Source organism: Adhaeribacter swui (assembly GCF_014217805.1).
In the GTDB taxonomy this organism is placed as follows: domain Bacteria; phylum Bacteroidota; class Bacteroidia; order Cytophagales; family Hymenobacteraceae; genus Adhaeribacter; species Adhaeribacter swui.
Map to the genome: position 1 here is coordinate 3,982,979 of NZ_CP055156.1, position 25,480 is coordinate 4,008,458.

A 25,480-nucleotide genomic window follows, 5' to 3' on the forward strand; every position below is an offset into this window, starting at 1 on the left:
GTTGTTGTACTATGTGGTGGAACATTGGAATTGTAATACTTACTTTTTTAGCGATGGAAGTGGTTGCCTGGTTTACGCATAAATACATTATGCACGGGTTTCTGTGGTTTTTGCATCGCTCGCACCATACCCGGCACCCGCACCCTTTAGAACGCAACGATTTGTTTTTTGTGTATTATGGGGTGCTATCTACCTTTTTTGTAATTTACGGCAGCGAACAACAAGATTATCGTTTTTGGATTGGCATTGGCATCGGCATTTATGGATTGGTGTATTTCTTAATTCATGATGTATTTATACACCGGCGTTTACGCTTGTTTGGTAAAACGCAGAACACGTATTTAAAAGCCTTAGATATTGCGCATAAAGTACACCATAAAACAACCGGTAAAAATGGCGGCGAATCTTATGGTATGTTGTGGGTGAATACTAAATTTTATAAATTAGCAAAGTCCAAGAATAAATAATAATTTTAAATAAGCAGGGCAGTGGGGCAGTATTCGATAAAAGAACTGGAGCAATTAACGGGAATAAAAGCGCATACCATTCGTATTTGGGAGCAGCGTTACGGTATATTAAAACCTAAACGTTCCGAAACCAACATCCGTACCTACGACGACGATGATTTAAAACACATTTTAAATGTTTCGTTGTTAAACCAAAACGGTTTTAAAATCTCCAAAATCGCCTGCATGAGCAGTTGCCAGATTGGCGAAGCTATCCTGACTTTTACCGAACGCCAAGAAGATTGTCCGCACCAGATTAGCGCTTTGGTTTGCGCCATGATTGAAATGGACGAAGAGCGTTTTGATAAAGTGCTGACCACTATTATTCTGCAAAGAGGTTTTGAAGCAGCCGTTAATCAATTAGTACTGCCATTCCTGCAAAAAATTGGAATTCTTTGGCAAACCGGTAACATTAATCCGGCGCACGAACATTTTGTTTCGAATATTATCCGGCAAAAGTTTATTGTGGCCATCGATGGGCAAGTAATACCCAACAGCATGGATGCCCCGCGCTTTATTTTGTTTTTGCCCGAAGGCGAGCTGCACGAGTTAGGCCTTTTATTTATGCAATACATTTTAAGGTCCCGGCAGATGCGGGTCATGTATTTAGGGCAAAACTTACCTTTAGTAGATTTAGTGAAAGCTTACGAAGGTTTCCGGCCCGATTATTTTTGTACCGTTATTACATCGGTGCCTGCCCGGGATCAATTACAAGCCTACCTTGATGAATTAAGCAGCTATTTCCCAGGTTGTGGTTTTTATGTATCGGGTTACCAGTTTTCCTGTAACCAAATTACATTACCGGCCCAGTTTAAATACTTGCGCGATATGCAAAGTTTTACCCGCGAAGTAGAAAAACTGAAGGCTGTTCCCGCTTTAACGTAATACGATCATCAGCATTATAAATTTTTTAAATTTTTAAAATCCAGCTCTTACTTTTAGCTGCTTCTCCCTGCTATACGCCATTATAGGTACTAAAATTTAAAGTACTGTATCCAATTGGGGCTTTATTTTAAGAGTTCTCTCCATTTTTTTAAATTTTAATAATTCCCGGAAGCCTGTAAGTACCAGAGTTTCTTCTTCTGGCGTTGTTTAAATAGCAACTAACTAAAAATTTTAAAAAAGTTTAGAACCTCCCCAATCCGGCCGATCTAAAATTTCGTTTGTTCCGGTATGTTCCAGAAACTTTACCGGCACGGCCTATACTACTTGCAAGCCATTTGAGCGAACTTAAAAATTTTTGTTTAATTATTTATCTATAATTATTAAACAAAAACTTTTATTTTAAGTAATACCCAATATATTTGTATAAGTTTTATCTTAAAAAAGTTGAGCAGAATGACAGCAACAGAATTTAGCTCCATGGTGCAAAAAATATCCAAATCTTTAAAGCCGGTAGCGCTTAATTTAACCCGCGATGCAGATGATGCCAAAGATTTAGTGCAGGAAACTTTGTTAAAAGCTTTATTAAACAAAGATAAGTTTAAAGCCGGCAGCAATTTAAAAGCCTGGTTATACACTATTATGCGCAATACTTTTATTAATAACTATAATAAAATTACCAAGCGCAGCAGCAACATCGATTCTTCGGAATATTTTCAATATTTTAATACCGACGAAAACTACATTGCTAAAAACGGCGCGGTTTATACGTTTGTGGTATCGGATATTAACGAAGCCATTGCCCATTTAAACGAAGAATACCGTACTCCTTTTATGATGTACTACATTGGCTTTAAGTACCTGGAAATTGCCGAAAAATTAAATATTCCGATTGGTACCGTAAAAAACCGGATTCATATTGCCCGCAAAGAACTAAAACGGGTTTTAAAAATTTATGAGCAAAATGGGTAAGTAATTACTTTTTTAAAATATTTATATTTTGAGCGGTAAAAAAGTTGTAGTTATTGGTTCTGGTTTTGCCAGCCTGGCGGCGGCTACCAGTTTAGCGGCCAACGGATTTACCGTGGATGTGCTGGAAAAAAATAGTACACCTGGCGGGCGGGCCCGCAGTTTCACCCAGGATGGTTTTACCTTTGATATGGGGCCGAGCTGGTACTGGATGCCCGACGTTTTTGAGCAATATTTTAAAAAATTTAATAAGTCTACCGCGGACTACTACCAACTTGTTCGACTAGATCCTTCTTATACAATTATTTTTGGGCCGGACGACTTTATGCCGGTTCCGGCCCAAATGTCTCAATTAAACTATTTATTTGAATCGTTAGAGGCAGGCAGCAGCCAAGCTTTACAAAAGTTTTTAGCCGAAGCCGCTTATAAATACCAGGTAGGTATAAACAATCTGGTTTACAAACCCAGCCGCAACGTAAGCGAATTTTTAAATTTTAAATTATTGCTGGATGTATTTCGGTTGGATGTTTTTCAATCGATTCACACGCACCTGCGGAAGTACTTTCAGCACGAAAAATTATTAAAATTACTGGAGTTCCCGATTCTTTTTCTGGGCGCTTTACCCGAAAATACCCCGGCGCTGTATTCTTTAATGAACTACGCCGATATAAGTTTAGGTACCTGGTACCCTATGGGCGGCATGTACCAAATTGTAGCCGGCATGGTGGCCCTGGCTCAGGAAAAAGGAGTAACTTTTCATTATAATCAGGAAGTTAAGCAAATTCATGTTGAGGAAAACCAGGTAAAAACCCTGGAAACCCAAAGTGGTATTTTTAAGGCCGATGTGGTAGTAGCAGGGGCCGATTACCACCACGTAGAACAAAATTTACTTTCGCCGGAATACCGGACGTATTCGCCGGAATATTGGGAGAATCGGGTAATGGCCCCATCTTCGCTGATCTTTTACTTAGGCATTAACAAACGTTTAGAACAATTAACCCATCACAATCTATTTTTCGACGAGGATTTTAAACCGCATGCCCGGGAAATATACGAAACGCCCAAATGGCCGGAAAAACCCTTGTTTTACGTATCGGTGCCAAGCCAATCCGATAGTTCGGTAGCCCCGCCGGGTTGCGAAAATCTGTTTATTTTAATTCCGGTAGCTCCGGGCTTAGAAGATAACGAAACCATCCGGGAGTATTATTACCACCTGGTAATGGAGCGGCTCGAAAAATTAACTAAACAGCGCATCCGGGACGCCGTTGTGGTAAAACGCAGCTACGCGCACGCCGACTTTATCCGCGACTACCATGCGTTTAAAGGCAATGCTTATGGTTTAGCAAACACCTTACGGCAAACTGCCATCCTGAAACCTGGATTAAAGAGTAAAAAAGTAAAAAACCTTTTTTATACCGGGCAGTTAACCGTACCCGGTCCGGGAGTACCGCCTTCTTTAATTTCGGGCCAGGTAGTAGCCGAAGAAATACGTAAAGAATTTAGTGCCATATAATTAGAAATTAGAAGTTATTAATTAGAGATAAGATCTGGCTGTAAGGATTCTTTTTTCAATTTCTAATTTCTAATTCATAATTTTTAATTATTAGAAACTATGGAATTGTTCGATCTAACGAGTTATAAATGCAGCCGGCTGGTTACCCAGCATTACAGTACATCTTTTACTCTGGGCATTAAAACGCTGGATAAAAAATTCCACTATCCCATTTACGCCATTTACGGGTTTGTACGCTACGCCGACGAGATTGTAGATACTTTCCATGAGCACGATAAAGCCGCTTTACTTCAGGAGTTTAAAGAATGCACGTACAAAGCCATTGCTACCAAAATAAGCTTAAATCCTATTCTGCACGCTTTTCAGTTGGTGGTGCACCAATATGATATCGATCACGAGTTTATCGAAGCCTTTTTGCATAGCATGGAAATGGACTTGCAAGGCAAACGCTACGATAAAGATTTATACGACGAATACATTTATGGCTCCGCGGAAGTAGTGGGGTTAATGTGCCTGCGGGTATTTTGCGAAGGCGACCGGGAGTTATTTGACCGCTTAAAAGCACCGGCGCGTAGTTTAGGATCAGCATTTCAGAAGGTAAACTTTTTGCGCGACATGAAGAGCGATTACCAGGAGCGGGGCCGGGTTTACTTTCCCAAAATCGATTTCCAGTGTTTCGATAATGGCTGCAAAAAAGAAATTGAAGAAGATATTTTAAAAGATTTTAAACTGGCCTACGAAGGCATTTTAAAATTACCGCGCTCCTCGCGCATGGGCGTTTATCTGGCTTATATCTATTATTTAAAATTATTTAAAAAAATACAGCATTTACCGGCCGCCCGAATTTTGTCTGAACGCGTAAGAGTACCAGATAACACTAAAATAGCGTTATTATTGGGTTCATACGTTAAATACAGGCTAAATACCATCTGATCACCGTGAATGTACTGCTGCTTACTGGATTGTTGTTTATTATTTCTTTTGTTCAAACTGATTTAACTTACAAAATACCTGAACTGCGTAAAATGTATTTTCAGGCGGCCAACGAAAAAGAGGCTTACGAGCAATTAGCACCGCATCTAGCCCGGTATAAGGGCAACGATGTGCTTATCCAAGGTTTTCAGGCCGGCATAGAAGGCGTGGGGGCCAAGTACGCTTCGGGCTTGTATACGAAAATCAAACACGTCCGGAACTCGGCACAAGCCTTTGAAAAAGTAATCAGCAAAGACCCGTATAATCCGGAAGTCCGCTTTTTGCGCTATACCATAGAGTACCACATTCCGCGTTATTTATTAATGAGCGGCCATTTGCACGAAGATAAAAAGGTAATTATGAAAAGCTTGCTCACTTACCCGGATTCCGGGGTAGATGCCGATGCTTTTAAAGTAATGCGGGATTATTTTTTGCGCGACGACCATACCACTACCGATGAAAAAAAGCAGTTACGCAACCTAAAAGCCTGATGTATATTTACCTGTATTTAAATATTTTTACCATTTTGTTTCCCTTTCTGCTTTCGTTTGATAAGCGGGTGCAATTCTATAAAACCTGGAAATACCTGTTTCCGGCCATGTTTATTAATGCTTTATTTTTTATAATCTGGGATGCCATATTTACGCATCATGGGGTGTGGGGCTTTAACGATAAATACTTAGTGGGTATTTACCTGTATAATTTGCCTTTGGAAGAAGTATTATTTTTTATAACGGTACCCTATGCCTGCGTTTTTATTTACGAATGCCTGAATGTGTACGTGAAGGAGGATTATTTACAAGCTGGTTCGCTGGTAGCCTCTATTATTCTGGCCATCTTTATTATCTTGGTAGGGCTGCTGCATTTGCGGCAACTGTATACGTCGGTCACGTTTTTGTTACTGCCGGTTATTATGCTGGTTCATTACCGGTTGTTCCGCGATAAATTACTCGGCAGGTTTTATTTGGCTTACCTGGTGCATTTAATCCCGTTTTTGTTGGTGAATGGTGTACTCACAGCTTTGCCCGTTGTTTGGTACGACAACGGCCATAACCTAGGGATCAGATTGACCACAATTCCTATCGAGGATACCATGTATTCCATGACTATGTTGCTGATTACCATTACGGCTTACGAATATTTCCGACGCCACCCAAAACAAAACCTTCCGGCTACAAATTTTGTTTAAAAGGTATGTTACAGTTGCGCGTTCATATCGACCCTAATTCCGGCTTTTGCTTCGGAGTAATTTACGCTATCCAAATGGCGGAAGATATTCTGGATGAGCAAGGCTATTTGTATTGTTTAGGCGATATCGTGCACAACGACGAAGAAATTCAGCGTCTGGAAAAACGGGGTTTACGCATTATTAATCACGAGCAGTTAAAAGAATTACGCAACGAGCATGTGCTCATCCGGGCTCACGGCGAACCGCCGAGCACCTACCAAATGGCTTTGGCTAATAACTTAAATTTGATTGATGCCTCGTGCCCGGTAGTTTTAAAATTGCAAAACCGGATTAAAACTTCGTACGATAAAAACGAAAAAATCTTTATTTATGGTAAACACGGGCACGCCGAAGTTTTAGGTTTGCTGGGTCAAACCAATAATGATGCGGTAGTTTTTGAGAATATAGAGGAGTTGCTGCAAAACGAGTTGCCCGCCAACATTACCCTGTATAGCCAAACAACCAAAAGCACCAACAATTTTTATAAAATCAAAGATTTGCTCGAAAGCAAAGGGTACCAGGTAAACGCCAACGATACCATTTGCCGCCAGGTAAGTAACCGCGACCAGGAATTACGGAAGTTTGCTGGTCAGTTTGATAAAATTGTGTTTGTGTCGGGTACCAAGTCATCAAATGGTAAAGTGCTTTACCAGGTATGTAAAGACACCAATCCCAATACTTTTTTTATCTCGAAGGTAGAAGATCTGGACCCAACCTGGTTTAACGCCAACGAAACTGTAGGTATTTGCGGTGCTACTTCCACGCCCATGTGGCTCATGGAAGAGGTGCAAAAAGCATTGTTGGCTTACTAAAAAATGCTTATGCAACAGCCATTTTTTAAAAAACACCGGGGCGTTATCATTGCCTTTCTGATTATTTTGCTTTGGTTTACCAGTTTAGCGGTTTTATTGCAGCTACAAGTAAACTGGGCTTCACTGATAACTTACCTGTTTGTATTACTGCAAACGCACCTCTATACGGGTTTATTTATTACGGCCCACGATGCCATGCATGGCGTAGTATCGGGCAATAAAAAGCTGAACAAAACCATTGGCGTTATTACGGCAGGCTTATTTGCTTATAACAGCTTTTATCGTTTGCTGCCCCGCCATCATGCCCACCATCACCACGTAGCTACCGACTTGGACCCGGATTACCACGGGGGTAACTTTTTGGCCTGGTATTACTCTTTTCTAAAGCAATACATTACCTGGTGGCAAATTTTGCTGATGGCCATTACTTTTAATGTACTGAAATTCTTCTTCCCGGTGGAGAATGTAGTTTTATTCTGGATGATTCCGGCTATTGTGGCTACGTTTCAGTTATTTTATTATGGTACTTACTTGCCGCACCGTGGCGAGCACGAACCCGATAACAAACATAAATCGCGCACCCAATCTAAAAACCACCTCTGGGCTTTTGTAAGTTGTTATTTTTTTGGTTACCACTACGAGCACCACGACAAACCTTACGTACCCTGGTGGCAACTCTACAAAGTTAAAACCTGAATCACGGATTTTAACGGATTTAATGGATTACACGGATTTTTAAAATTTTAAGTTTTAAGCCTGTTCAAATCTTGCTATATGCATTGGCATCATTAAAGCCTTACGGATTTATATTGAAACACAATAACACCAACAAAACAGAAGAGCCATTACGTTTTTGCGTAATGGCTCTTCTGTTTTAAAACTAATTTTTAAAAAATCTCAAATTATGATCCTTGAAATCCGTTAAATCCGGTAAAATCTGCGATCAATTTTTGTGGATGCCTTTGTCTTTTTTGCAGCAATCTTCCAGTTTGTTATAAGCCCGTTCGTTGGCGGGTACCTGATCAGCATCGTAGCCGGTTAAGGTAACGGCTTTGCGTAATTTATCCGGATTGGTTTTGCTCGGGAAAAATGCTACGGTTAATACCTGCGAGTCTACGTCCAGAATGGCCGATTTAACGCCTTTTTCGTAAGCCATGGATTTTTCAATCGTTTTCTTACACATGTTACACACCGAAGAAGTTTTAATTTTAATCTCTTCGGGATTTTTGTCCTGAGCTTGGCCGGAAAAAGTAAAACCTAGCAGGGCAACAATAGTTAAAATTGATTTTATAGTTTTCATCTTATTTCTATGGTTGATTTTTTGTTATTTTAAGTTTTAATACATTAATAGATTTCCAAATTTTTAATCCGCGTCATCCGATCAATCTGAGAAAATCCTTGATCTTACTCAATCTTAAACCGGAGGCCACCGTAAATTACCCGGCCTACAATCGGACCCCAAACCATACTGGCGTCAAAATTGTTGCCAAACGGATTTCCTGCATCTATAATCGGATTAGCTTGCTTAAAGTTCAGTAAGTTTTCGCCGCCGGCGTATAGTTCAAACCGCTTAAATGCCCGGGTAACCTGACCATTTAATACGTAATACCTTTCTGAATATTTTACCTCCTGCGCCGAACCTGGGTGCGTGTGTTCTGTAGTGGGCACCGGGCGTAAGCCAAACCACTGCGTAGTTAAATCAACCCGCCATTTATCAAAAGGCGTGGCAAAAGCTGCATTTACAAAAAAGCGATGTTTCGGGTTAAAAGGTTTATTCAGTAGGTTGTTATTGTAGGTGGTTCTTACATCGAAGTACTTATAAGCTGCTTTGAGGTCCAAACCAGGCGCTACTTCTAACTGAACTTCGGTTTGAAAGCTTTTTGAAAAGGATTTGCCTTGCAGGTTGCTGAAGATTACCGCATTGGGATTGGAGTACATGTCCGCTACTACCTGGTTTCGGAAACGGGTATAGTAATAGTCGGTTACAAACGTGCCCTTCCGGGTGCCTATGGTAAAGTACTGCGTAAAGGAGCCGCCCACATTCCAGGCTTTTTCGGGTTGTAATTTTTCGTTGAATATAAATGCGCGGGAACTGACCAGGGAACCGGAATTTTCGGCAATAGGATTAGCTACCCTAAATCCTTGACCAGCAGCTACCCGGAAAATACTGTTGGGAGTAAAGTCGTATTTAAAGTTTAACCGCGGAGTAAATACCGAACCGTACAAGTTATGGTAGTTGTACCGGGCTCCGGCCACAATGGTCAGGTTTTGGTTATCCTGGTAAACGTACTCGAAAAATGCGCCAGGCACCGATTCTTTCCGGTTAAAGTTTTGTATCGAGAGTTGTTCCTGATAGTCGTCTCGTTGGTAATCTAATCCGGCTTTGTAGGTATGCTGGGTATTGCCGAAAATAGATTGAAAAAGTAACCGGGCCAGTAAACTATTTTGCTCTCCGTTGTATTGGCGCTGCCTGTAAATCGAATGAAACTGATGCCGCGTGCCCGATACTATAACTCCAATGCTTTGGTAAGGCTTGCCCGGAAAAGTATAAGAAGTTTTATTGTACGCCTGCAACCGTTTGGTATTCGATTCGATGCCGTAATTTGCCTGCGATCCTGCTTCAGCCTGGCCTTTTTGGTAATCAACCTGGCCGCCTAAACGGTCTTCTTGTAAAGCCTGAATACCTACTTCCGATACCACATTTTTGCCGCTTAAGTATTTCCATTTATTAAAAACGTTGTATTGCGTACTTAAAGGCAAATCTAAAAAGCGGTCATGGTTGCGGTCTACTCGGTTGCCAATATGGTCCGTGTGGAACATGAGTACGGTACTTAGCTTTTTAGTAAGGTTAGTTGAAAAGTTAACATTCCCGTCGAATTTAGCCAAGCTGTTTCCATACAGGTTCACTAATAAACGGTCTGTTTTTTCGGGTTCTTTCAAGCGCACGTTCACCTGCCCCGAAATAGATTCGTAACCATTTATTACCGAGCCCATGCCTTTAATAATATCAATAGATTCGATGTAAGTGCCCGAAAGATAGTTTAAGCGGTACGGAGTAGCCAAACCCCGCAGGTTCGGGATATTATCAGTAGTTAGTAAAGTGTAAGCGCCATCCAGACCCAGCATCTGGATCTGACGGGCGCCCGAAACGGCATCGGAGGTGGTAACTTCCACAGAGGCATTGGTTTCAAAGCTTTCGGCCAGGTTGCAGCACGCCGATTTCGTTAAGTCTTTAGCCGTGATAATTTGGGTGTGCGTAGGTGTAAGCGCCGAAAATCGCTCAGTTTTACCAATTACTGTAACTTCGTTTAACGTTCTGGATTTCTGCAGAACAACGTTTACGGGTACATTCGGCTCTACTGCTACTGTATCGGATTGGTAGCCAATATAACTGACAATAAGGTGGGTAGATGCCGCCGTACTATCGCTAGGTAAAGCTAAAGTAAAAAAACCTTTGTCGTTGGTAACAGTACCAGCCGCGTTGTTTGGCCAGTAAACCGAAGCTCCGATGAGCGGGGAGTTCTGGCCATTTACTTTTTCATAAACGTGACCAGTTATAGTTTGAGCTAATAAGTAGTTATTTTTGAATAAAAGGAGCCCCAGGAGGATAAAACCTGAGAACCAATAGGTAGATTTCATTGCTAAAATTTTAAAAATTTAAAAAAACAGGAAAGCCAGGCAAAGCAGATGCAGCTACTTTATCTGGTACAAGGTGTTTTAATAAATTTCTAAACTAGAAACTGGTGCAACGATTTTAGCAGCTCGGTGCCAAAAAGTGGGGGAGATTTGTTGTTATCTACAAAGGTCGTCGTATCAACGGGTACTGGTACGTACCATTCAAAAGCAACTTCCTGCTCCAGGGGCAACAGTACCGGAACTTTAACGGTATTGGGCTTTTCGGCGGCTGGTGTTTGTAGCTTGTGGTATTGTGTAGCCGTGATGCAGCATTTCTGGCTGACTTTGGTTTTAGCAGAGGTTGGCTTTTCCTTTTTTTCTTTCGTGCAGCAAGAGTCGGCCTGCGGTTTAGCTGGCATGTTGCCAATGCCGGCCATTAAGCAAATTTGTTCGGTAGCCGCCATGCCTACCGATCCCAACGTAATCACGAGGGCCAGGCACAAACAGATTATCCGGGCAAATTGCTTTTTCATACCGCAAATTTAGGAAAAATCTTCCACTTTCTCCCACTTTTCTGCCAGGTTCTTTTTACTAGACTCAATCCAGTTCTTTACTGGTTTTGTAAATATTTGCTTCTTAATGCTTTAAGAAAAAACAAAGCTATTTAGCGAAGAAAAAGGCCATTTGCAGCCCAATAACCAAGTTTTTAAAACCAGGATGATAACTATGTGGATAATGTGTATAAGTGGTGGGGATAACCATAATTTATCCACAAAGTGGTAAAAAGTGGGAGAACGTGGTTGACAAAATTTTTGGATTGCGTACATTTGTTTACCTGAGAAATTTTAAAAAATCGGGTAGGTCCTATGAACTTTCTCTCCGGTGAATACGAGTGCAAGCTGGATCCGAAAGGAAGGTTGGTTTTACCTGCAAAGATTAAAGCCAATCTACCGGAGGAGTCGGGCAATCACGTGGTATTAACCCGTGGGTTCGAGCCATGCCTGGTGCTGTATCCCAAGCAGGAGTGGAAGAAAATTTACGATCGGGTAGCGGGCCTGAACGAGTTTAATGAGGAATACCGGCACTTTCAACGGAATTTTTTTCGGGGAAATACCGAGATTGAACTAGATAATACCGGCCGTTTTATTTTGCCGCGCACCATGGTGCGTTACGCCGAAATAGACAAAGACGCAATTGTAGTGGGTTTAGGCAACCGGGTAGAAATCTGGAATCCGGATAAGTATGAGGAGTTCCTGATAAAAGATCAGGAAAGTTTTTCGCAGCTGGCGCAAAAGTTTTTAGGTGACCAGCCTTTAAATCCTGTAGTAGAATAAATGACGTATCATGTTCCTGTTTTATTACCGGAGTCTGTAGAAGCGCTGGCTATAAAGCCCGGTGGTACCTACGTGGATGTTACTTTTGGTGGTGGTGGACACTCCCAGTATATATTAAATAAACTCTCGGATGGCGCCCGGTTATTTGGTTTTGACCAGGATAAGGATGCGGAGCAGCAGGCGCAAGCAATAGCAAACCCGGCTTTTACTTTTGTGAAAGCTAACTTTCGCTATTTAAAAAAATACTTACGGTTGTACGGGGTTAAAGAGGTAGATGGCATTCTGGCCGATCTGGGCGTATCGTCGCACCAGTTTAACGTGCCGGAACGCGGTTTTTCTACTCGGTTTGATGGTCCATTGGATATGCGCATGGACCCGGAGGCTCCTTTGTCGGCGCAGCAGGTTTTAGAAACCTACTCCGAAGAAGAGCTGCACCGGATATTTGGCATGTACGGCGAAGTAAAGAATGCCCGCACCCTGGCCCGGCAAATAGTCATGGCCCGGAGCAGCCAGAGTATGGAAACCATCGCGGATTTTAAAAAAATAATCGCCAGCCTGATTCCGCGCGGGAAAGAAAACAAGTACCTGGCGCAGGTTTTTCAGGCTTTGCGCATCGAAGTAAACGATGAATTAAAAGCGCTGGAAGAAATGCTGGAACAAGCCGCGGCCGTGTTAAAGCCCGGCGGGCGCTTGGTGGTTATTTCGTACCATTCGCTGGAAGACCGGCTGGTGAAAAATTTTATTGCCAAAGGAAAGTTTTTTGGGGAAGTAGAAAAAGATTTATTCGGCAACGAAATCAAACCGTTGGAGTCGGTTATCCGCAAACCCATTGTACCATCCGACAAAGAATTACAGGAAAATAATCGTTCCCGGAGCGCGAAATTAAGAGTAGCGCAAAAATTATGAGTTGAGCACGGAATAGTAAGTATTAAGGAGAAAGTAATAGGGAAAAAGAAGAAGCAAATTGTAGAGGTAAACGGACAACCTAAAACAGATAACTTAAAAACGAAGAATTATGGCATATAATACAGTAAAGGAAATACCGCCGGTAAAGGCCAACGCCAATACGCTGCGACCGGTGCCGGTACCACCCCCGGTAGAAGTGCCCCGCCAAAAAGGCACCAGCTTGTTTCATTTACTGGATCGTTACACGAAAGTAGATAGTATTTTTCAGGATGGGTTACCGGTAAAATACCTGCCTTACGTGCTTTATATCATGGGAATAACCTTGTTTTACATTGGTAACACCCATTACGCCGAAAAAACCATCCGTAAAATCGACCGCACCAAAAGCGAAACCGAAGACTTGCGGGCCGATTATACTACGCTAAAATCCGACTACATGGAAGCCAGTAAGCAAAGCGAAGTGGCGCGCAAAGTAGCACCGGCCGGAATCATCGAAAGTTCATCACCACCTTATCAAATTGAAGTAGATGGGGAAGAATATTAAAAAATCAATTGTTACCCGGGTACGGGTAGCATTTTTGTGCGTATGCCTCTTTGCTGGCGCTATTTTCTATAAGGTAGTCCGGATTCAGTACCTGGAAGGAACCAAGTGGCGTCAGATTGCCAAAGAAAGCCGGATTATTTACCAGCCGGTTTATGCTACCCGGGGCAATATTTTCTCGGATAACGAAAGCATTCTGGCTACCTCGTTGCCTTTTTACCGGGTTGCTTTTGATGCCACCATCTGCGACGATAAAGTTTTTAACAAAGGCATTGATTCGTTGGCCTTTTTATTATCGCGTTTTTATAAAGACAAATCTCCGGAAGGATACCGCCGCAAGATAAAAAATGCCCGAGCCGAGAAACGGCGTTACCTGCGTTTGCACCCCATGCAGATTAATTACCAGGAGAAAAAGATGATGGCGTCTTGGCCTATTTTTCGGGCGGGTAAGAATAAAGGCGGGGTAATTTTTGAAAAAGTAGACAAGCGTTTCCGGCCGTTTGGCTCCTTGGCGCAACGTACCATTGGCCGCATGACCGAAGATGGGAACGGCTCGGGCCTGGAGTTTACTTATAATCGCCAGTTGGCCGGTAAAGACGGCGAAGCTTTGTTTGAGCGCATGGCCGGCGGTAACAAACCTATATACGACGGCACCGAAATAAAACCCCTACCGGGCTACGATATTAAAACTACCATTGATATTAACCTGCAGGACGTAGCCGAAAATGCCTTGTACAAAGCTTTAGTATTAAATAATGCCCAGTACGGCTGCGTGATTTTGATGGAAGTAAAAACCGGGGCTATAAAAGCCATTGCTAACTTAGGCAAAGCCGGTGAAGGTGTTTACGTAGAAAATTACAACTATGCCGTAGGGGATCATGGCCGTACGGAACCAGGTTCTACTTTTAAATTAGCTTCCATGATGGCATTGTTCGAAGATACCGATTTAACTCCGGAAGATACCGTGGATACCGGTCACGGACGCCAGGTATTCGGGGGTGTAAGTATGGGCGAAGCGCACGGCGGCGGCTTTGGTAAAATTTCGATTTCCCAGGTTTTTGAAAAATCATCCAACGTTGGTACTGCCAAATTAATCGAAACCCACTTTGGTAAAAATCCGGAAAAATACATTGCGTATTTACAGCAGTTTGGCATCGATAAGCCGCTGGGCTTTCAGATGCACGGCGAAGCTAAACCCTACATCCGCAAAACCACCGACCGGGGCTGGAGCCGTTCTACCTTGTCCCGGATGGCGATTGGTTATGGTTTAAAAATTTCGCCTTTACAAACCCTGGCTTTTTACAATGCAGTGGCTAATAACGGCATAAAAGTAAAGCCCATGATTGTAAAAGAAATCCGGAAAGCCGATGCCGTGGTAGATTCATTCGAAACGGAAACTTTAGGTCGGATTTGCTCCGAAGAAACCGCTAAACAATTGCGCTCTATAATGGAAGCGGTAGTAGAAAAAGGAACCGGTAAACAAGTTAAAAATTTAAATTATAAAGTGGCTGGTAAAACCGGAACTTCCTGGAAGACCAAAAACGGTAAGTACATTAAAGATTATTCTACTTCGTTTGCGGGTTATTTCCCGGCCGATAATCCCAAGTATTCTTGCATCATTATTATTGATACGCCTAAAAAAGGCCGGATTTACGGGGGCGATGTAGCAGCCCCGGTATTCCGGGAATTAGCCGACAAAGCCTATGTGCGCGACCTCGCCATCCATAAACCATTTGCTGCCTTAATAACACCGGATAAGCGCGTTTTACCACCGGTAAAGGCCGGTCAACAAGAAGAATTAACTTTAATCTGCAACCGCATTGGCATCAGCAGTCACCCGGTAGCAGACCAGGAATGGATTAAAGCCGACTCGCAGGCTCATTCGTACGCCTGGAAGCCGGTTCCGTTGCAAGTAGGGCGGGTGCCCGATGTAAGCGGCATGACCTTGCGCGATGCTTTGTTTTTACTCGGCAATCAAGGTTTAAAAGTGAAAAAAGTTGGATTAGGGCGGGTGCAAAAGCAATCTTTGGAGCCAGGTTCCCCAATTCAGAAAGGAAGTACCATTATTCTAACCCTTAGTTGATGCCGGTTTTAGAAAATATTTTAAAAAATGTCTCCGTCGTTCGGCTTATTGGCCCGAACGACGTTGCTGTTCAGAAGTTAACCTTCGATTCGCGCAAGGTTGCTACCGGAACGGCTTTTTTTGCGATTAAAGGAGTACAAACCGATGGGCATGAATATATAGCTAAGGCCATTGAGCAAGGTGCTTCGGTGGTAGTTTGTGAAGTGCTTCCGAACGAATTAGCACCGGTGGTTACTTATGTGCAGGTAAAAGACAGCAGCGAAGCTTTGGCCTTCATGGCAGCCGCTTTTTACGGCAATCCTTCCCAAAAACTGCAATTAGTAGGCGTAACCGGTACCAATGGTAAAACCACCTGTGTTACCTTACTCCACAAATTATTCCGGGAGTTGGGTTACAACGTGGGCCTGCTCTCTACGGTGCAAAATCAGATTAACGAGAAAGTAATTCCTGCTACCCATACCACCCCCGACGCGATAAATTTAAATATTTTACTGCAGCAAATGGTAGAGGCGGGCTGTACGCATTGCTTTATGGAGGTAAGTTCTCACGCCTTGGTGCAGCACCGGGTAACCGGCTTAACTTTTGCCGGCGGCATTTTTACCAATATCACCCACGACCACCTGGATTATCATAAAACTTTTGACGAGTACATCCGGGCCAAGAAAATGTTCTTTGATATGCTGCCGGCCAAAGCTTTTGCCCTGGTAAATGCCGATGATAAACGCGGTGCCGTAATGTTGCAAAATACCAAAGCCAGCACGCACGAATATTCTTTACGGAAAGCCACTGAGTTTAAAGCCCGGATTATTGATAATTCTATTCAAGGTTTGCATTTAGAAATTGAAGGCAATGAAATTTGGTTTAAGCTAATAGGTACGTTTAACGCCTACAATATTTTAGCCGTTTACGGGGCGGCTGTTTTGTTGGGCGAAGAGCCGCACGAAGTATTAACGGTGCTGTCCAGCTTAACTTCAGCGGCGGGCCGATTTGATTACTTAGTTTCTGATACCCAGATAACCGGTATTGTGGATTATGCCCATACCCCTGATGCGCTGGAAAACGTGTTGCAAACCATTCAACAAATCCGCACGCCGTCGCAGCAAATTATTACGCTGGTGGGTTGCGGGGGCAATCGCGATGCTACCAAGCGGCCCATTATGGCCGACATTGCTTGTAAACTGAGCGAGCGGGTAATTTTAACTTCCGATAATCCCCGGTTTGAAGACCCGCAGGAAATACTAAATCAAATGCAGCAAGGCGTAAAACCGCTGGATTTTAAAAAAACCTTAACTATCGTGGACCGCAAGGAGGCTATTAAAACTGCTTGTGCCCTGGCGAATAAAGGCGATATAATCTTGGTGGCGGGCAAAGGGCACGAAACCTACCAAGAGGTAAAAGGCGTGAAATACGATTTCGACGATAAAAAGATTTTACAGGAAATGTTTACCCAAATGGGAAAATAGATAATATATGGTTGATGAACCCAGTAGAAAAGAAAAATTTTAAAAAATCTGAATTTACCAATTCTAAGCTATAGGCTCATGCAACCAACCAATAATTAAAACTTAGATGCTCTACTATCTTTTTAAATATTTAGATCAACAGTTCGACTTTATCGGGGCCGGGGTATTTCAGTATATTTCGTTCCGGGCGGGTATGGCGGCCTTAGTTTCTTTGCTAATCGCCATGATTTTCGGGGGCAAACTAATCCGGTTGTTGCAGCGCCGGCAAGTAGGCGAAAGCATCCGGGATTTAGGTTTGGCCGGCCAAATGGAAAAGAAAGGTACCCCCACCATGGGTGGTTTAATTATCTTGTTTGCCATTCTATTACCTACCTTATTGTTTGCCCGCCTGGATAATGTGTACGTTATCCTGATGATTATTACCACCGTTTGGTTAGGCTCCATTGGTTTTCTGGATGATTACATCAAAGTTTTCCGTAAGAACAAAGAAGGTTTGGCCGGCCGGTTTAAAGTTATCGGCCAAATAGGGATTGGTTTAATTGTAGGCTGTATCCTATTTTTTAACGACGATGTAGTGGTGCGGCAATACGTTACTGATACAGGAATCAGCGCTGTGGATGCTTCGGCCCGCTACAAAGATGTGCGTCAAATGATTACCACCATTCCATTCGCTAAAAATAACGAACTCGATTATTACCAACTTTTTTCATTTGCCAGTCCGTTGTTCGGTTCTTACGCCCGGTTTTTATACATCCCTTTGGTTATTGTAATTATTACGGCGGTTTCCAATGGTGCTAACATTACTGATGGGATAGACGGATTAGCCGCGGGAACTTCCGCGATTATTGGTATAACATTGGCGATTTTTGCCTGGGTATCGGGTAACTCTTTCTTCGCGGATTACCTAGATATTATGTTCCTGCCTAATTCGGGAGAACTGGTGATTTTTTGTACCGCCTTTGTGGGGGCCTGCGTTGGGTTTCTCTGGTATAATTCGTACCCGGCCCAGGTTTTTATGGGCGATACGGGTAGTTTATCTATCGGGGGAATTATCGCAGTTTTGGCGTTAATCCTGCGCAAAGAGTTACTCATTCCTATTTTATGCGGTATTTTCCTGGTAGAAAATTTATCGGTGATGCTGCAGGTAAGCTATTTTAAATACACCAAGAAAAAGTACGGCGAAGGCCGCCGGATTTTTAAAATGTCGCCGCTGCACCACCATTACCAAAAGTTAGGTTACCACGAAGCAAAAATTGTTTCCCGCTTCTGGATTGTCGGTATTATGCTGGCTATTTTAACACTGGTTACTTTAAAGCTGCGGTAAATTAATGAATGGCCAACTGGTAAGTCCAAAATTTTAAAAATTTGCTTGGGTCTAAGAAGAAATAGAGTTCAACAATCGCAACCCAAACTAATTTCTAATTCATATTTTTTAATTTCTAATTTAAATCGAAATGATAGCAATATTGGGAGCCGGGGAAAGTGGAGTAGGAGCAGCCCTGTTGGCGCAGGCTAAAGGAATGGAGGTGTTTGTTTCGGATAAAGCAGAAATCAAGCCGGTGTACCAGCAAAAACTACAAGCGGCTAATATCCCGTTCGAATCTGGGTCACATGATTACGATCGCATTTTAAGTGCTTCAGAAATTATCAAAAGCCCGGGCATTCCGGATAAAGCCGATTTAATCCAGCAAGCAAAAGCGAAGAACATCCCGGTTATTTCTGAAATTGAATTTGCCGCCCGCTATACCCAAGCCAAATTTATCTGTATAACCGGTACCAACGGCAAAACCACTACCACGCTGTTAACTTACCATTTATTAAAAAGCGCCGGATTAAACGTAGGTTTAGCCGGGAACATTGGCGAAAGTTTAGCAGAAAAAGTAATCAAGGACGAGTTTGATTATTATGTAGTGGAGCTGAGCAGCTTTCAACTGGACGGCATGTACCAGTTTAAAGCACATATTGCCATTTTATTAAACATTACCCCAGATCACCTCGACCGGTACGAATACAGCATGGCGAAATACGCGCAATCCAAATTGCGTATTGCGCAAAATATAACTAGTTCGGATTACTTTGTTTATAACCTGGATGATGCTTTGATAAATGAATATTTTCAGCCGGAAACATTTCAAGGACAGGCCATCCCATTTGCCATTAACCAGGAGGCAAATGCCAAAGCTTATTACAAAGGTACCCAGTTGCAAACCAATTACGCCGGAGCGGAAGAACAAATAGATACTAGCACTTCGGTATTAATTGGCAAACACAACCAATACAATACCGCTGCGGCAGTATTGGCTGCTCGTTTAATTGGCATTTCACCGGAAGAAATTACGGCCGCTTTAGGAAATTTTAAAAATGCCGATCACCGGCTGCAAACTGTTGGGGAAGCGAACGGGGTACGCTACATTAACGATTCCAAAGCCACCAATGTGGAAGCCGTATGGTATGCCCTGGATGGTATTACCCAATCTATTGTCTGGATTGCGGGCGGCGTGGATAAAGGCAATGATTACACTACTTTGAAAAACCTGGCGCAGGAGAAAATTAAAGCTTTGATTTGCCTGGGGGTAGATAACAAAAAGTTGGTAGAATCTTTCGCCGGCATTATTCCGGTAATTAAAGAAACCCAATCGGTAGAAGAAGCCATTACGATGGCCAAAGAAATAGCCGCTCCCGGCGATGTGGTATTACTCTCCCCGGCGTGTGCCAGTTTTGACTTGTTTAACAACTACGAACACCGCGGCCAACGCTTCGCCGAGGCCGTGCAACAAATAGCGCTGAGCCCAGTGCAGCAGGAAAGATAATTTGATAATCAGTAAAATAGTAAAATTTTAAAAATTCTCATGAATTACGGTTCCTGAGTTAATCAACTAAAAATATGATGCAGGTAAAGCTTTGGTTACGGGAAAATTTAAAAGGAGACCCCATCCTGTGGGGAATCGTGATTGCTTTTTCACTCATCAGTATTGCCGTGGTATATTCCGCTACGGGTACGTTGGCTTATAAGAAAATGTCGGGTAATACCGAATATTTTTTGTTTAAGCACACCAGTTTAATATTGGTAGGTTTAGCTTTTATGTGGATTGCCCATAAAGTAAATTACCGCTATTATTCCCGCTTATCTTTATTAGCGCTTTGCTTATCGGCGCCCTTACTGTTGTTTACGTTCCTGTATGGCTCCAACATCAACGAAGCTTCCCGGTGGTTAACCATTCCGCTAATTAATCAAACTTTTCAGCCCTCCGATTTAGCTAAGTTGGCTCTAATCTCACATTTAGCCAGTATGCTCTCTAAACGGCAGCACGTTACCACCGACGTAAAAAGTACGCTCATTCCTATTATGTTCTGGTGCGGCAGCATTTGCGGTTTAATTGCTTTAACCAATGCCTCAACGGCTACTTTGTTATTTATTACCTGTTTATTGCTCATGTTTATTGGCCGCGTACCCATGAAGCATATTATCATGGTATTGGTAATTGGAGGGGTATTGGGCGTAACGGCTCTGGCTTTAGGACAGCGGATGAAAACCGTAATCAGTCGGGTAGAAAATTTTGCCAGTACGGATTCGCCGGTTTTTCAATTAGAGCAATCTTATATAGCCATTGCTACGGGTGGTCCCTTTGGCAAAGGACCTGGTAATTCCGATCAGCGTAACTTTTTGCCGCACCCTTATTCCGATTTTATCTACGCTATCATCATCGAAGAATATGGCTTATTGGGTGGCGCCGCTATTTTGTTTTTGTATCTGGCATTTTTGTACCGGGGTTTAGTAACCGTGAGTAAAAGTTTCGGAGCGTTCGGGGGCTTGCTCTCGGCGGGGCTCAGTTTTAGTCTGGTGTTGCAGGCCATGGTAAACATGGGGGTAGCCGTTGGTCTCGGACCAGTTACCGGTTTGCCTTTGCCTCTCTTGAGTATGGGGGGAACGTCTTTGATTTTTACCGGCATTTCGATTGGCATTATTCTCAGCGTTAGCCGCACCGAAGCCGAACAAGCGCCGGGCGGAACGATCTTGTCGGGTAATATTTCAAAAAAAGTAGTAGCGCATGCAGAATAAAAATCCATACCGGGTAATTATTAGCGGAGGCGGTACGGGTGGTCACATTTACCCGGCGGTAACCATTGCCAATGAAATAAAAGCCCGGCAGCCCGAAGCCGAGATTTTATTTGTAGGAGCCAAAGGCCGCATGGAAATGACCCGGGTGCCCGAAGCCGGTTATAAAATAATTGGCTTACCCATTGCAGGTCTACAACGGAGGCTTACGCTTAAAAACTTAGCATTCCCGTTTAAAGTAATTTCCAGTGTGCGGGCGGCCCGGCAAATTGTAAAAGATTTTAAGCCGGATGCTGTGGTGGGGGTAGGGGGTTACGCGAGTGCGCCAATTCTGTTTGCCGCTACTTCGCTCGGCATCCCCAGCTTAATACAAGAGCAAAACTCCTATGCCGGTATTACTAATAAATTATTAGGCAAGCGGGTAAATAAAATATGCGTGGCGTACGCAGGCATGTCAACCTTTTTTCCGGCGGAAAAAATAATCGAAACGGGTAATCCGGTACGACAGGATATTGTAGGTAGCCAGATCAAACGCGCGGAAGCCTTAAATTTCTTCGGGTTAAAACCGGAAAAATTAACTGTTCTGGTAATTGGGGGAAGTTTGGGTGCCCGCACCATTAACGAGAGTACGGCCGCTCATTTAGAACAAATGATGCAGAAAGGCTATCAGTTACTCTGGCAAACAGGTAAAACTTACTATCCTAAGGCGGCCGAACAAACGGCTTCTTTGGTAGATACCGGTATTAAAAGTTTTGAGTTTATTCAACGGATGGATTTGGCTTACGCGGCAGCGGATGTGGTAATATCGCGAGCAGGAGCTTTGTCTATTTCGGAATTGTGCTTGGTGGGAAAGCCTGCTATTCTGGTGCCTTCACCCAACGTAGCCGAAGATCACCAGACCCAAAATGCTTTAGCTTTAGTAAATAACCAGGCCGCTTTACTGGTAAAAGACGTGGATGCCGCTACTCAGTTATATCCGGCAGCGTTTGACTTATTGGTAAATAAACCGCAGCAGGAACTTTTGAGCGCTAATATTTTAAAATTAGCAAAACCCCAGGCCGCTCAAACCATTGTGGATGAATTATTAAAATTAAGGAAGTGAGAGCAGACGCGTATAAATATATTTACTTTTTAGGTATTGGCGGCATTGGTATGAGCGCCATTGCCCGGTACTTTAATGCCAAAGGGCTGCCGGTTTGGGGTTACGATAAAACGCCCACCCCGCTTACGCAAGCCTTAACCGAGGAAGGTATCCAGATTCATTATGAAGATGATATCGACCTGATCCCAACAGAAATAAAACAAAACCCAGCACAAACTTTAGTGGTTTTAACTCCGGCAATTCCGGCCGAACATCAGGAGTGGGCTTATCTGCGCGAAAATAATTTTGAAATTAAAAAAAGATCTGAGGTACTGGGCATTATCACGGCCAACGCCTATACCATTGCGGTAGCCGGTACTCACGGTAAAACCACTACCTCGTCCATGATTGCGCATTTGCTGCACCACGCCGGGGTTGATTGTTCGGCATTTTTAGGTGGCATTTCTGTTAATTTAAATTCTAATCTGCTACTAAGCCAGAATGCAGAAGGGCGGGAAATTGTGGTGGTAGAAGCCGATGAATACGACCGGTCTTTTCTGCGCTTGTACCCCGACATTGCCATTGTTACCTCTACTGATGCAGACCACCTGGATATTTACGGCGATAAAGATGCGCTAATCCAATCTTTTCAGGATTTTATTAGTCAGATAAAGCCGGGCGGCACCTTACTTTTTAATACCAAAGCAGATGCGCGCGCTTTAGCTACAATTGATAATTCGGTAAAAGTAGTACAGTACGGCTTAGAAAAAGCCGAACTTAATGCCGGACCCGTTACCATCGAGGGCCATCATTTTAAATTTAACCTGACTAGCTCCACGAACCTACTACCCGGATTGGACTTGCCGGTACCGGGCTACCACAACGTAGAAAATGCTTTGGCCGCTTGCTTTGTAGCACAGCTCCTGCGGGTGCCGCCGCACCAAATCCGGGCTGCCTTAGCGGCTTACCGGGGAGTAAAACGCCGTTTTGAATTTGTAGTGGATAGCCCGGATTGCATTTACGTGGATGATTATGCCCATCACCCGACTGAAATAAACGCTTTTGTTACTTCTTTAAAAGCTTTATTTCCAGAGAAAAAAATTAAAATTATTTTTCAACCGCATTTGTTTACCCGCACCCGCGATTTTGCCGATGAATTTGCAAAAAGTTTGAGTCAGGTGGATGAAGTAGAGCTGCTGGAAATTTATCCGGCCCGGGAAAAGCCAATTTCGGGCGTAAACGCCAAAATGCTTTTAAATCGCATTTCCGGGCCTAAAAAAAGCCTTTTATCTAAGCAGGAAGTATTGCAAAAAATAACAGAAAATATTGATTTTGAGGTAATTGCAACGGTTGGGGCGGGCGATATTGATACTTTGGTTACGCCGATTAAAAACATCTTAAAAAATAAAAAAAATGTTTCGGAAGCGTAAAATAATTTCTTTAATTTTTGCATCTTGTTGCATTCTATTGCTCACCGCATTGGGGGTGTTTGTAGCGCAGAGGCAGGCTCAAAAAGCGATCCGTAAGGTTTCAGTTACCATCGATAATGAGTACAATAACTACTTTATTAGCGATCGGGAAGTGAAAAATATTTTAACGAATGATGGAGAGAAAAAATTAGAAGGCTCAAAAATAACCGACGTAGATTTAAAAAGCCTTGAATTGCGGATTAAATCGCATAAATTTGTGCGAGATGCGCAGGTATACCGCGATTTGGCGGGCAATTTAAACGTTAAGATAAAGCAAAACAGGCCTATAGCCCGGATAGTACACGACAATTCGGACGAAGATGTATACATTGACGATGAAGGAAATATCTTACCTTTATCCGAAAGATTCACGGCCCGGGTAATTCCGATTACCAGATCTTTATTTCGGCCGGCACAGACCAGGACCTTTTACCAGGATTCTTTGGGTCAGGCTTATTTGGACTTGTTGAAATTTATTGAAAAAGATACCTTTTGGAAGGCACAATTAGCCGAAATGCAAATTGATGCCAAAGGAAAGGTTATTTTTATGCCCCAGGTAGGTACCCAGGCCATTGAGTTTGGAAAACCGGAAGGAGTAGAACAAAAATTTAAAAAATTGCTGGTTTTTTATAAGAAGGTACTGCCAGCCATGGGTTGGGAGCGCTACAAGCGAGTAAACCTGGAGTTTGATGATCAGATCATTTGTGAATAAAATATAGATATGCAAAACGACAAAATTGTAGTAGGCTTGGATATCGGGACAACCAAAATCTGTGCCTTGGTTGGCCGGAAAAACGAGTTTGGTAAATTAGAAATCCTCGGAATGGGAAAAGCGGTTTCGGAAGGGGTGGTTCGCGGCATCGTGAGCAACATCGACAAAACCGTGGATGCCATCCGGAAGGCCATTAAACAGGCCGAAGAACAATCCGGCATTAACATTGGCGTAGTAAACGTGGGAATCGCCGGGCAGCACATTAAAAGCTTACAGCACAACGGCAGCATTACCCGGGCTACTACTGACAACGAGATTACCGTGGAAGACGTGAACCGCTTGACCAACGACATGTATCGATTAGTAACTCCGCCCGGCAGCGAAATTATTCACGTAATGCCCCAGGACTACAAAGTAGATTACGAAGAAGGTATTGTAGATCCGGTGGGTATGTCGGGCGTGCGTTTAGAAGGTAATTTCCACATTATCACGGCACAGTCTAACGCTATTAACAATATTAACAAGTGCGTTACCCGGGCCGGTTTAGAAATCGACAATCTGATTCTGGAACCGCTGGCCTCGTGTATGTCGGTGTTGAGCGACGAAGAAAAAGAAGCGGGTGTAGCTTTGGTAGATATTGGAGGCGGTACCACGGATTTGGCTATTTTTAAAGATAATATTATCCGGCACGCGGCAGTTTTACCATTTGGGGGGAATATTGTAACCACGGATATTAAGCAAGGCTGCATGGTTATGCAAAACCAGGCCGAACAATTAAAGATCAGATTTGGCAGAGCGATTGCCGACGAAGCTTCTGATAACGAGATTGTTTCTATACCGGGTTTACGCGACCGGACGCCAAAAGAAATATCCATTAAAAATCTTGCTTATATTATTGAAGCAAGAATGGAAGAAATTATTGAACTTGTTTATTCGGAAATTGTTAGAAGCGGATACGCTAATAATCTGGCTGCCGGTATTGTAATCACTGGTGGTGGCTCGCAATTGCAAAACTTAGTACAGTTAGTTGAATACTTAACCGGCCTGGATGCCCGTATTGGCTACCCAAATGAGCATCTAGGTAAAAGTAAAATAGACGCTGTAAAAAGCCCAATGTATGCCACTACCGTTGGTTTAGTATTAACTGGTTATCAGGCTCTGGATGAACGCTTAAATCGTTATACCGAAATAGCTTCCCGGACTACCGAAAACCGGGTAAACGAACGCGTGGCAAAACCCGCCTCTTCGGGAGGAAGCGATTTTTTCAAAAAAATAATAGACCGTACCAAAGGTTTATTAATTGACGATTTCGACGATAAGCAAAATTATTAAGAATA

24 protein-coding genes are annotated in these 25,480 nt (G+C 43.0%); 21 read left to right on the plus strand and 3 right to left on the minus strand.

The annotated features are described in order from the left end of the window. Positions 1–11 precede the first annotated feature (11 nt). From HUW51_RS16640 to HUW51_RS16680, 9 genes are all read left to right on the plus strand, one after another. Positions 12–467, plus strand: a complete 456-nt coding sequence (locus HUW51_RS16640; RefSeq protein WP_185270751.1) for a sterol desaturase family protein — start codon at positions 12–14, stop codon at positions 465–467. Between the two features lie 21 nt (positions 468–488). Next, positions 489–1,391: a MerR family transcriptional regulator gene (locus tag HUW51_RS16645; RefSeq protein WP_185270752.1), complete on the plus strand. Its 903-nt coding sequence runs from the start codon at positions 489–491 to the stop codon at positions 1,389–1,391. Positions 1,392–1,844: 453 nt separating this feature from the next. Next, entirely contained in the window at positions 1,845–2,360 is a 516-nt protein-coding gene (locus tag HUW51_RS16650) for an RNA polymerase sigma factor (RefSeq protein ID WP_185270753.1), read from the plus strand. A gap of 28 nt (positions 2,361–2,388) precedes the next feature. After that, positions 2,389–3,870: a phytoene desaturase family protein gene (locus tag HUW51_RS16655; RefSeq protein WP_185270754.1), complete on the plus strand. Its 1,482-nt coding sequence runs from the start codon at positions 2,389–2,391 to the stop codon at positions 3,868–3,870. Between the two features lie 99 nt (positions 3,871–3,969). Continuing rightward, complete coding sequence (locus tag HUW51_RS16660; RefSeq protein WP_185270755.1) at positions 3,970–4,803, plus strand: phytoene/squalene synthase family protein; 834 nt, start codon at positions 3,970–3,972, stop codon at positions 4,801–4,803. Between the two features lie 5 nt (positions 4,804–4,808). Beyond that, positions 4,809–5,333, plus strand: a complete 525-nt coding sequence (locus HUW51_RS16665; protein ID WP_185270756.1) for a hypothetical protein — start codon at positions 4,809–4,811, stop codon at positions 5,331–5,333. Next, the gene (locus tag HUW51_RS16670; protein ID WP_185270757.1) at positions 5,333–6,031 is read left to right on the plus strand and encodes a lycopene cyclase domain-containing protein; all 699 of its coding nucleotides are present in this window, start codon (positions 5,333–5,335) and stop codon (positions 6,029–6,031) included. Before HUW51_RS16665 ends, HUW51_RS16670 begins: the two co-directional genes overlap by 1 nt. A 5-nt stretch (positions 6,032–6,036) precedes the next feature. Beyond that, positions 6,037–6,882 carry a 4-hydroxy-3-methylbut-2-enyl diphosphate reductase gene (locus tag HUW51_RS16675; RefSeq protein WP_185270758.1) on the plus strand — a complete coding sequence of 282 codons (846 nt, stop codon included), beginning with the start codon at positions 6,037–6,039 and terminating at the stop codon, positions 6,880–6,882. Positions 6,883–6,891: 9 nt separating this feature from the next. Beyond that, a complete protein-coding gene (locus tag HUW51_RS16680) occupies positions 6,892–7,578 on the plus strand; it encodes a fatty acid desaturase (RefSeq protein WP_185270759.1) in 687 nt (228 codons plus the stop codon). Positions 7,579–7,825: 247 nt separating this feature from the next. Here HUW51_RS16680 and HUW51_RS16685 read toward each other — a convergent pair whose 3' ends face one another. The 3 genes from HUW51_RS16685 to HUW51_RS16695 all read right to left on the minus strand — a co-directional run bounded on the left by HUW51_RS16685 (position 7,826) and on the right by HUW51_RS16695 (position 11,030). After that, positions 7,826–8,182 (minus strand): heavy-metal-associated domain-containing protein, encoded by a 357-nt coding sequence (locus HUW51_RS16685; RefSeq protein WP_185270760.1) that lies wholly within the window; start codon positions 8,180–8,182, stop codon positions 7,826–7,828. A 104-nt stretch (positions 8,183–8,286) separates the two neighbouring features. After that, positions 8,287–10,521, minus strand: a complete 2,235-nt coding sequence (locus HUW51_RS16690) for a TonB-dependent receptor (RefSeq protein WP_185270761.1) — start codon at positions 10,519–10,521, stop codon at positions 8,287–8,289. 89 nt (positions 10,522–10,610) lie between these two features. Further along, the gene (locus tag HUW51_RS16695) at positions 10,611–11,030 is read right to left on the minus strand and encodes a hypothetical protein (RefSeq protein ID WP_185270762.1); all 420 of its coding nucleotides are present in this window, start codon (positions 11,028–11,030) and stop codon (positions 10,611–10,613) included. A 333-nt stretch (positions 11,031–11,363) separates the two neighbouring features. On the opposite strand from HUW51_RS16695, the gene mraZ reads away from it, so the two are divergent. From mraZ to ftsA, 12 genes are all read left to right on the plus strand, one after another. Continuing rightward, a complete protein-coding gene (gene mraZ / locus HUW51_RS16700) occupies positions 11,364–11,831 on the plus strand; it encodes a division/cell wall cluster transcriptional repressor MraZ (RefSeq protein WP_185270763.1) in 468 nt (155 codons plus the stop codon). Then, positions 11,832–12,737 (plus strand): 16S rRNA (cytosine(1402)-N(4))-methyltransferase RsmH, encoded by a 906-nt coding sequence (rsmH, locus tag HUW51_RS16705; RefSeq protein WP_185270764.1) that lies wholly within the window; start codon positions 11,832–11,834, stop codon positions 12,735–12,737. A 109-nt stretch (positions 12,738–12,846) separates the two neighbouring features. Beyond that, a complete protein-coding gene (locus tag HUW51_RS16710; RefSeq protein ID WP_228466691.1) occupies positions 12,847–13,281 on the plus strand; it encodes an FtsL-like putative cell division protein in 435 nt (144 codons plus the stop codon). Continuing rightward, entirely contained in the window at positions 13,265–15,361 is a 2,097-nt protein-coding gene (locus tag HUW51_RS16715; protein WP_185270765.1) for a penicillin-binding protein, read from the plus strand. Before HUW51_RS16710 ends, HUW51_RS16715 begins: the two co-directional genes overlap by 17 nt. Beyond that, complete coding sequence (locus tag HUW51_RS16720; protein WP_185270766.1) at positions 15,361–16,824, plus strand: UDP-N-acetylmuramoyl-L-alanyl-D-glutamate--2,6-diaminopimelate ligase; 1,464 nt, start codon at positions 15,361–15,363, stop codon at positions 16,822–16,824. Before HUW51_RS16715 ends, HUW51_RS16720 begins: the two co-directional genes overlap by 1 nt. A 106-nt stretch (positions 16,825–16,930) precedes the next feature. After that, positions 16,931–18,148 (plus strand): phospho-N-acetylmuramoyl-pentapeptide-transferase, encoded by a 1,218-nt coding sequence (gene mraY, locus HUW51_RS16725; protein WP_185270767.1) that lies wholly within the window; start codon positions 16,931–16,933, stop codon positions 18,146–18,148. Positions 18,149–18,278: 130 nt separating this feature from the next. After that, on the plus strand, positions 18,279–19,634 hold the full coding sequence (gene murD / locus HUW51_RS16730) for a UDP-N-acetylmuramoyl-L-alanine--D-glutamate ligase (RefSeq protein WP_185270768.1): 1,356 nt from the start codon (positions 18,279–18,281) through the stop codon (positions 19,632–19,634). A gap of 74 nt (positions 19,635–19,708) precedes the next feature. After that, a complete protein-coding gene (locus HUW51_RS16735; protein ID WP_185270769.1) occupies positions 19,709–20,884 on the plus strand; it encodes an FtsW/RodA/SpoVE family cell cycle protein in 1,176 nt (391 codons plus the stop codon). Next, positions 20,874–21,983, plus strand: a complete 1,110-nt coding sequence (murG, locus tag HUW51_RS16740) for an undecaprenyldiphospho-muramoylpentapeptide beta-N-acetylglucosaminyltransferase (protein ID WP_185270770.1) — start codon at positions 20,874–20,876, stop codon at positions 21,981–21,983. Before HUW51_RS16735 ends, murG begins: the two co-directional genes overlap by 11 nt. Further along, positions 21,980–23,392, plus strand: a complete 1,413-nt coding sequence (murC, locus tag HUW51_RS16745; protein ID WP_185270771.1) for a UDP-N-acetylmuramate--L-alanine ligase — start codon at positions 21,980–21,982, stop codon at positions 23,390–23,392. The genes murG and murC overlap by 4 nt, the downstream gene beginning before the upstream one ends. Then, positions 23,376–24,143 carry a cell division protein FtsQ/DivIB gene (locus HUW51_RS16750; protein WP_185270772.1) on the plus strand — a complete coding sequence of 256 codons (768 nt, stop codon included), beginning with the start codon at positions 23,376–23,378 and terminating at the stop codon, positions 24,141–24,143. Before murC ends, HUW51_RS16750 begins: the two co-directional genes overlap by 17 nt. Positions 24,144–24,152: 9 nt before the next feature. Beyond that, positions 24,153–25,475, plus strand: coding sequence for a cell division protein FtsA (gene ftsA, locus HUW51_RS16755; RefSeq protein ID WP_185270773.1), 1,323 nt, complete (start codon positions 24,153–24,155; stop codon positions 25,473–25,475). Positions 25,476–25,480 lie beyond the last annotated feature (5 nt).

Coding starts and splice junctions, on each gene's coding strand:
- HUW51_RS16710 (WP_228466691.1), top strand. CDS start 12,847: ATGGCATATAATACAGTAAAGGAAATACCGCCGGTAAAGGCCAACGCC.
- rsmH (WP_185270764.1), top strand. CDS start 11,832: ATGACGTATCATGTTCCTGTTTTATTACCGGAGTCTGTAGAAGCGCTG.
- HUW51_RS16715 (WP_185270765.1), top strand. CDS start 13,265: ATGGGGAAGAATATTAAAAAATCAATTGTTACCCGGGTACGGGTAGCA.
- HUW51_RS16675 (WP_185270758.1), top strand. CDS start 6,037: ATGTTACAGTTGCGCGTTCATATCGACCCTAATTCCGGCTTTTGCTTC.
- HUW51_RS16690 (WP_185270761.1), bottom strand. CDS start 10,521: ATGAAATCTACCTATTGGTTCTCAGGTTTTATCCTCCTGGGGCTCCTT.
- HUW51_RS16640 (WP_185270751.1), top strand. CDS start 12: ATGTGGTGGAACATTGGAATTGTAATACTTACTTTTTTAGCGATGGAA.
- murD (WP_185270768.1), top strand. CDS start 18,279: ATGATAGCAATATTGGGAGCCGGGGAAAGTGGAGTAGGAGCAGCCCTG.
- HUW51_RS16660 (WP_185270755.1), top strand. CDS start 3,970: ATGGAATTGTTCGATCTAACGAGTTATAAATGCAGCCGGCTGGTTACC.
- HUW51_RS16720 (WP_185270766.1), top strand. CDS start 15,361: ATGCCGGTTTTAGAAAATATTTTAAAAAATGTCTCCGTCGTTCGGCTT.
- mraZ (WP_185270763.1), top strand. CDS start 11,364: ATGAACTTTCTCTCCGGTGAATACGAGTGCAAGCTGGATCCGAAAGGA.
- HUW51_RS16695 (WP_185270762.1), bottom strand. CDS start 11,030: ATGAAAAAGCAATTTGCCCGGATAATCTGTTTGTGCCTGGCCCTCGTG.
- ftsA (WP_185270773.1), top strand. CDS start 24,153: ATGCAAAACGACAAAATTGTAGTAGGCTTGGATATCGGGACAACCAAA.
- HUW51_RS16735 (WP_185270769.1), top strand. CDS start 19,709: ATGATGCAGGTAAAGCTTTGGTTACGGGAAAATTTAAAAGGAGACCCC.
- HUW51_RS16685 (WP_185270760.1), bottom strand. CDS start 8,182: ATGAAAACTATAAAATCAATTTTAACTATTGTTGCCCTGCTAGGTTTT.
- HUW51_RS16650 (WP_185270753.1), top strand. CDS start 1,845: ATGACAGCAACAGAATTTAGCTCCATGGTGCAAAAAATATCCAAATCT.
- HUW51_RS16680 (WP_185270759.1), top strand. CDS start 6,892: ATGCAACAGCCATTTTTTAAAAAACACCGGGGCGTTATCATTGCCTTT.
- murG (WP_185270770.1), top strand. CDS start 20,874: ATGCAGAATAAAAATCCATACCGGGTAATTATTAGCGGAGGCGGTACG.
- mraY (WP_185270767.1), top strand. CDS start 16,931: ATGCTCTACTATCTTTTTAAATATTTAGATCAACAGTTCGACTTTATC.
- HUW51_RS16670 (WP_185270757.1), top strand. CDS start 5,333: ATGTATATTTACCTGTATTTAAATATTTTTACCATTTTGTTTCCCTTT.
- HUW51_RS16750 (WP_185270772.1), top strand. CDS start 23,376: ATGTTTCGGAAGCGTAAAATAATTTCTTTAATTTTTGCATCTTGTTGC.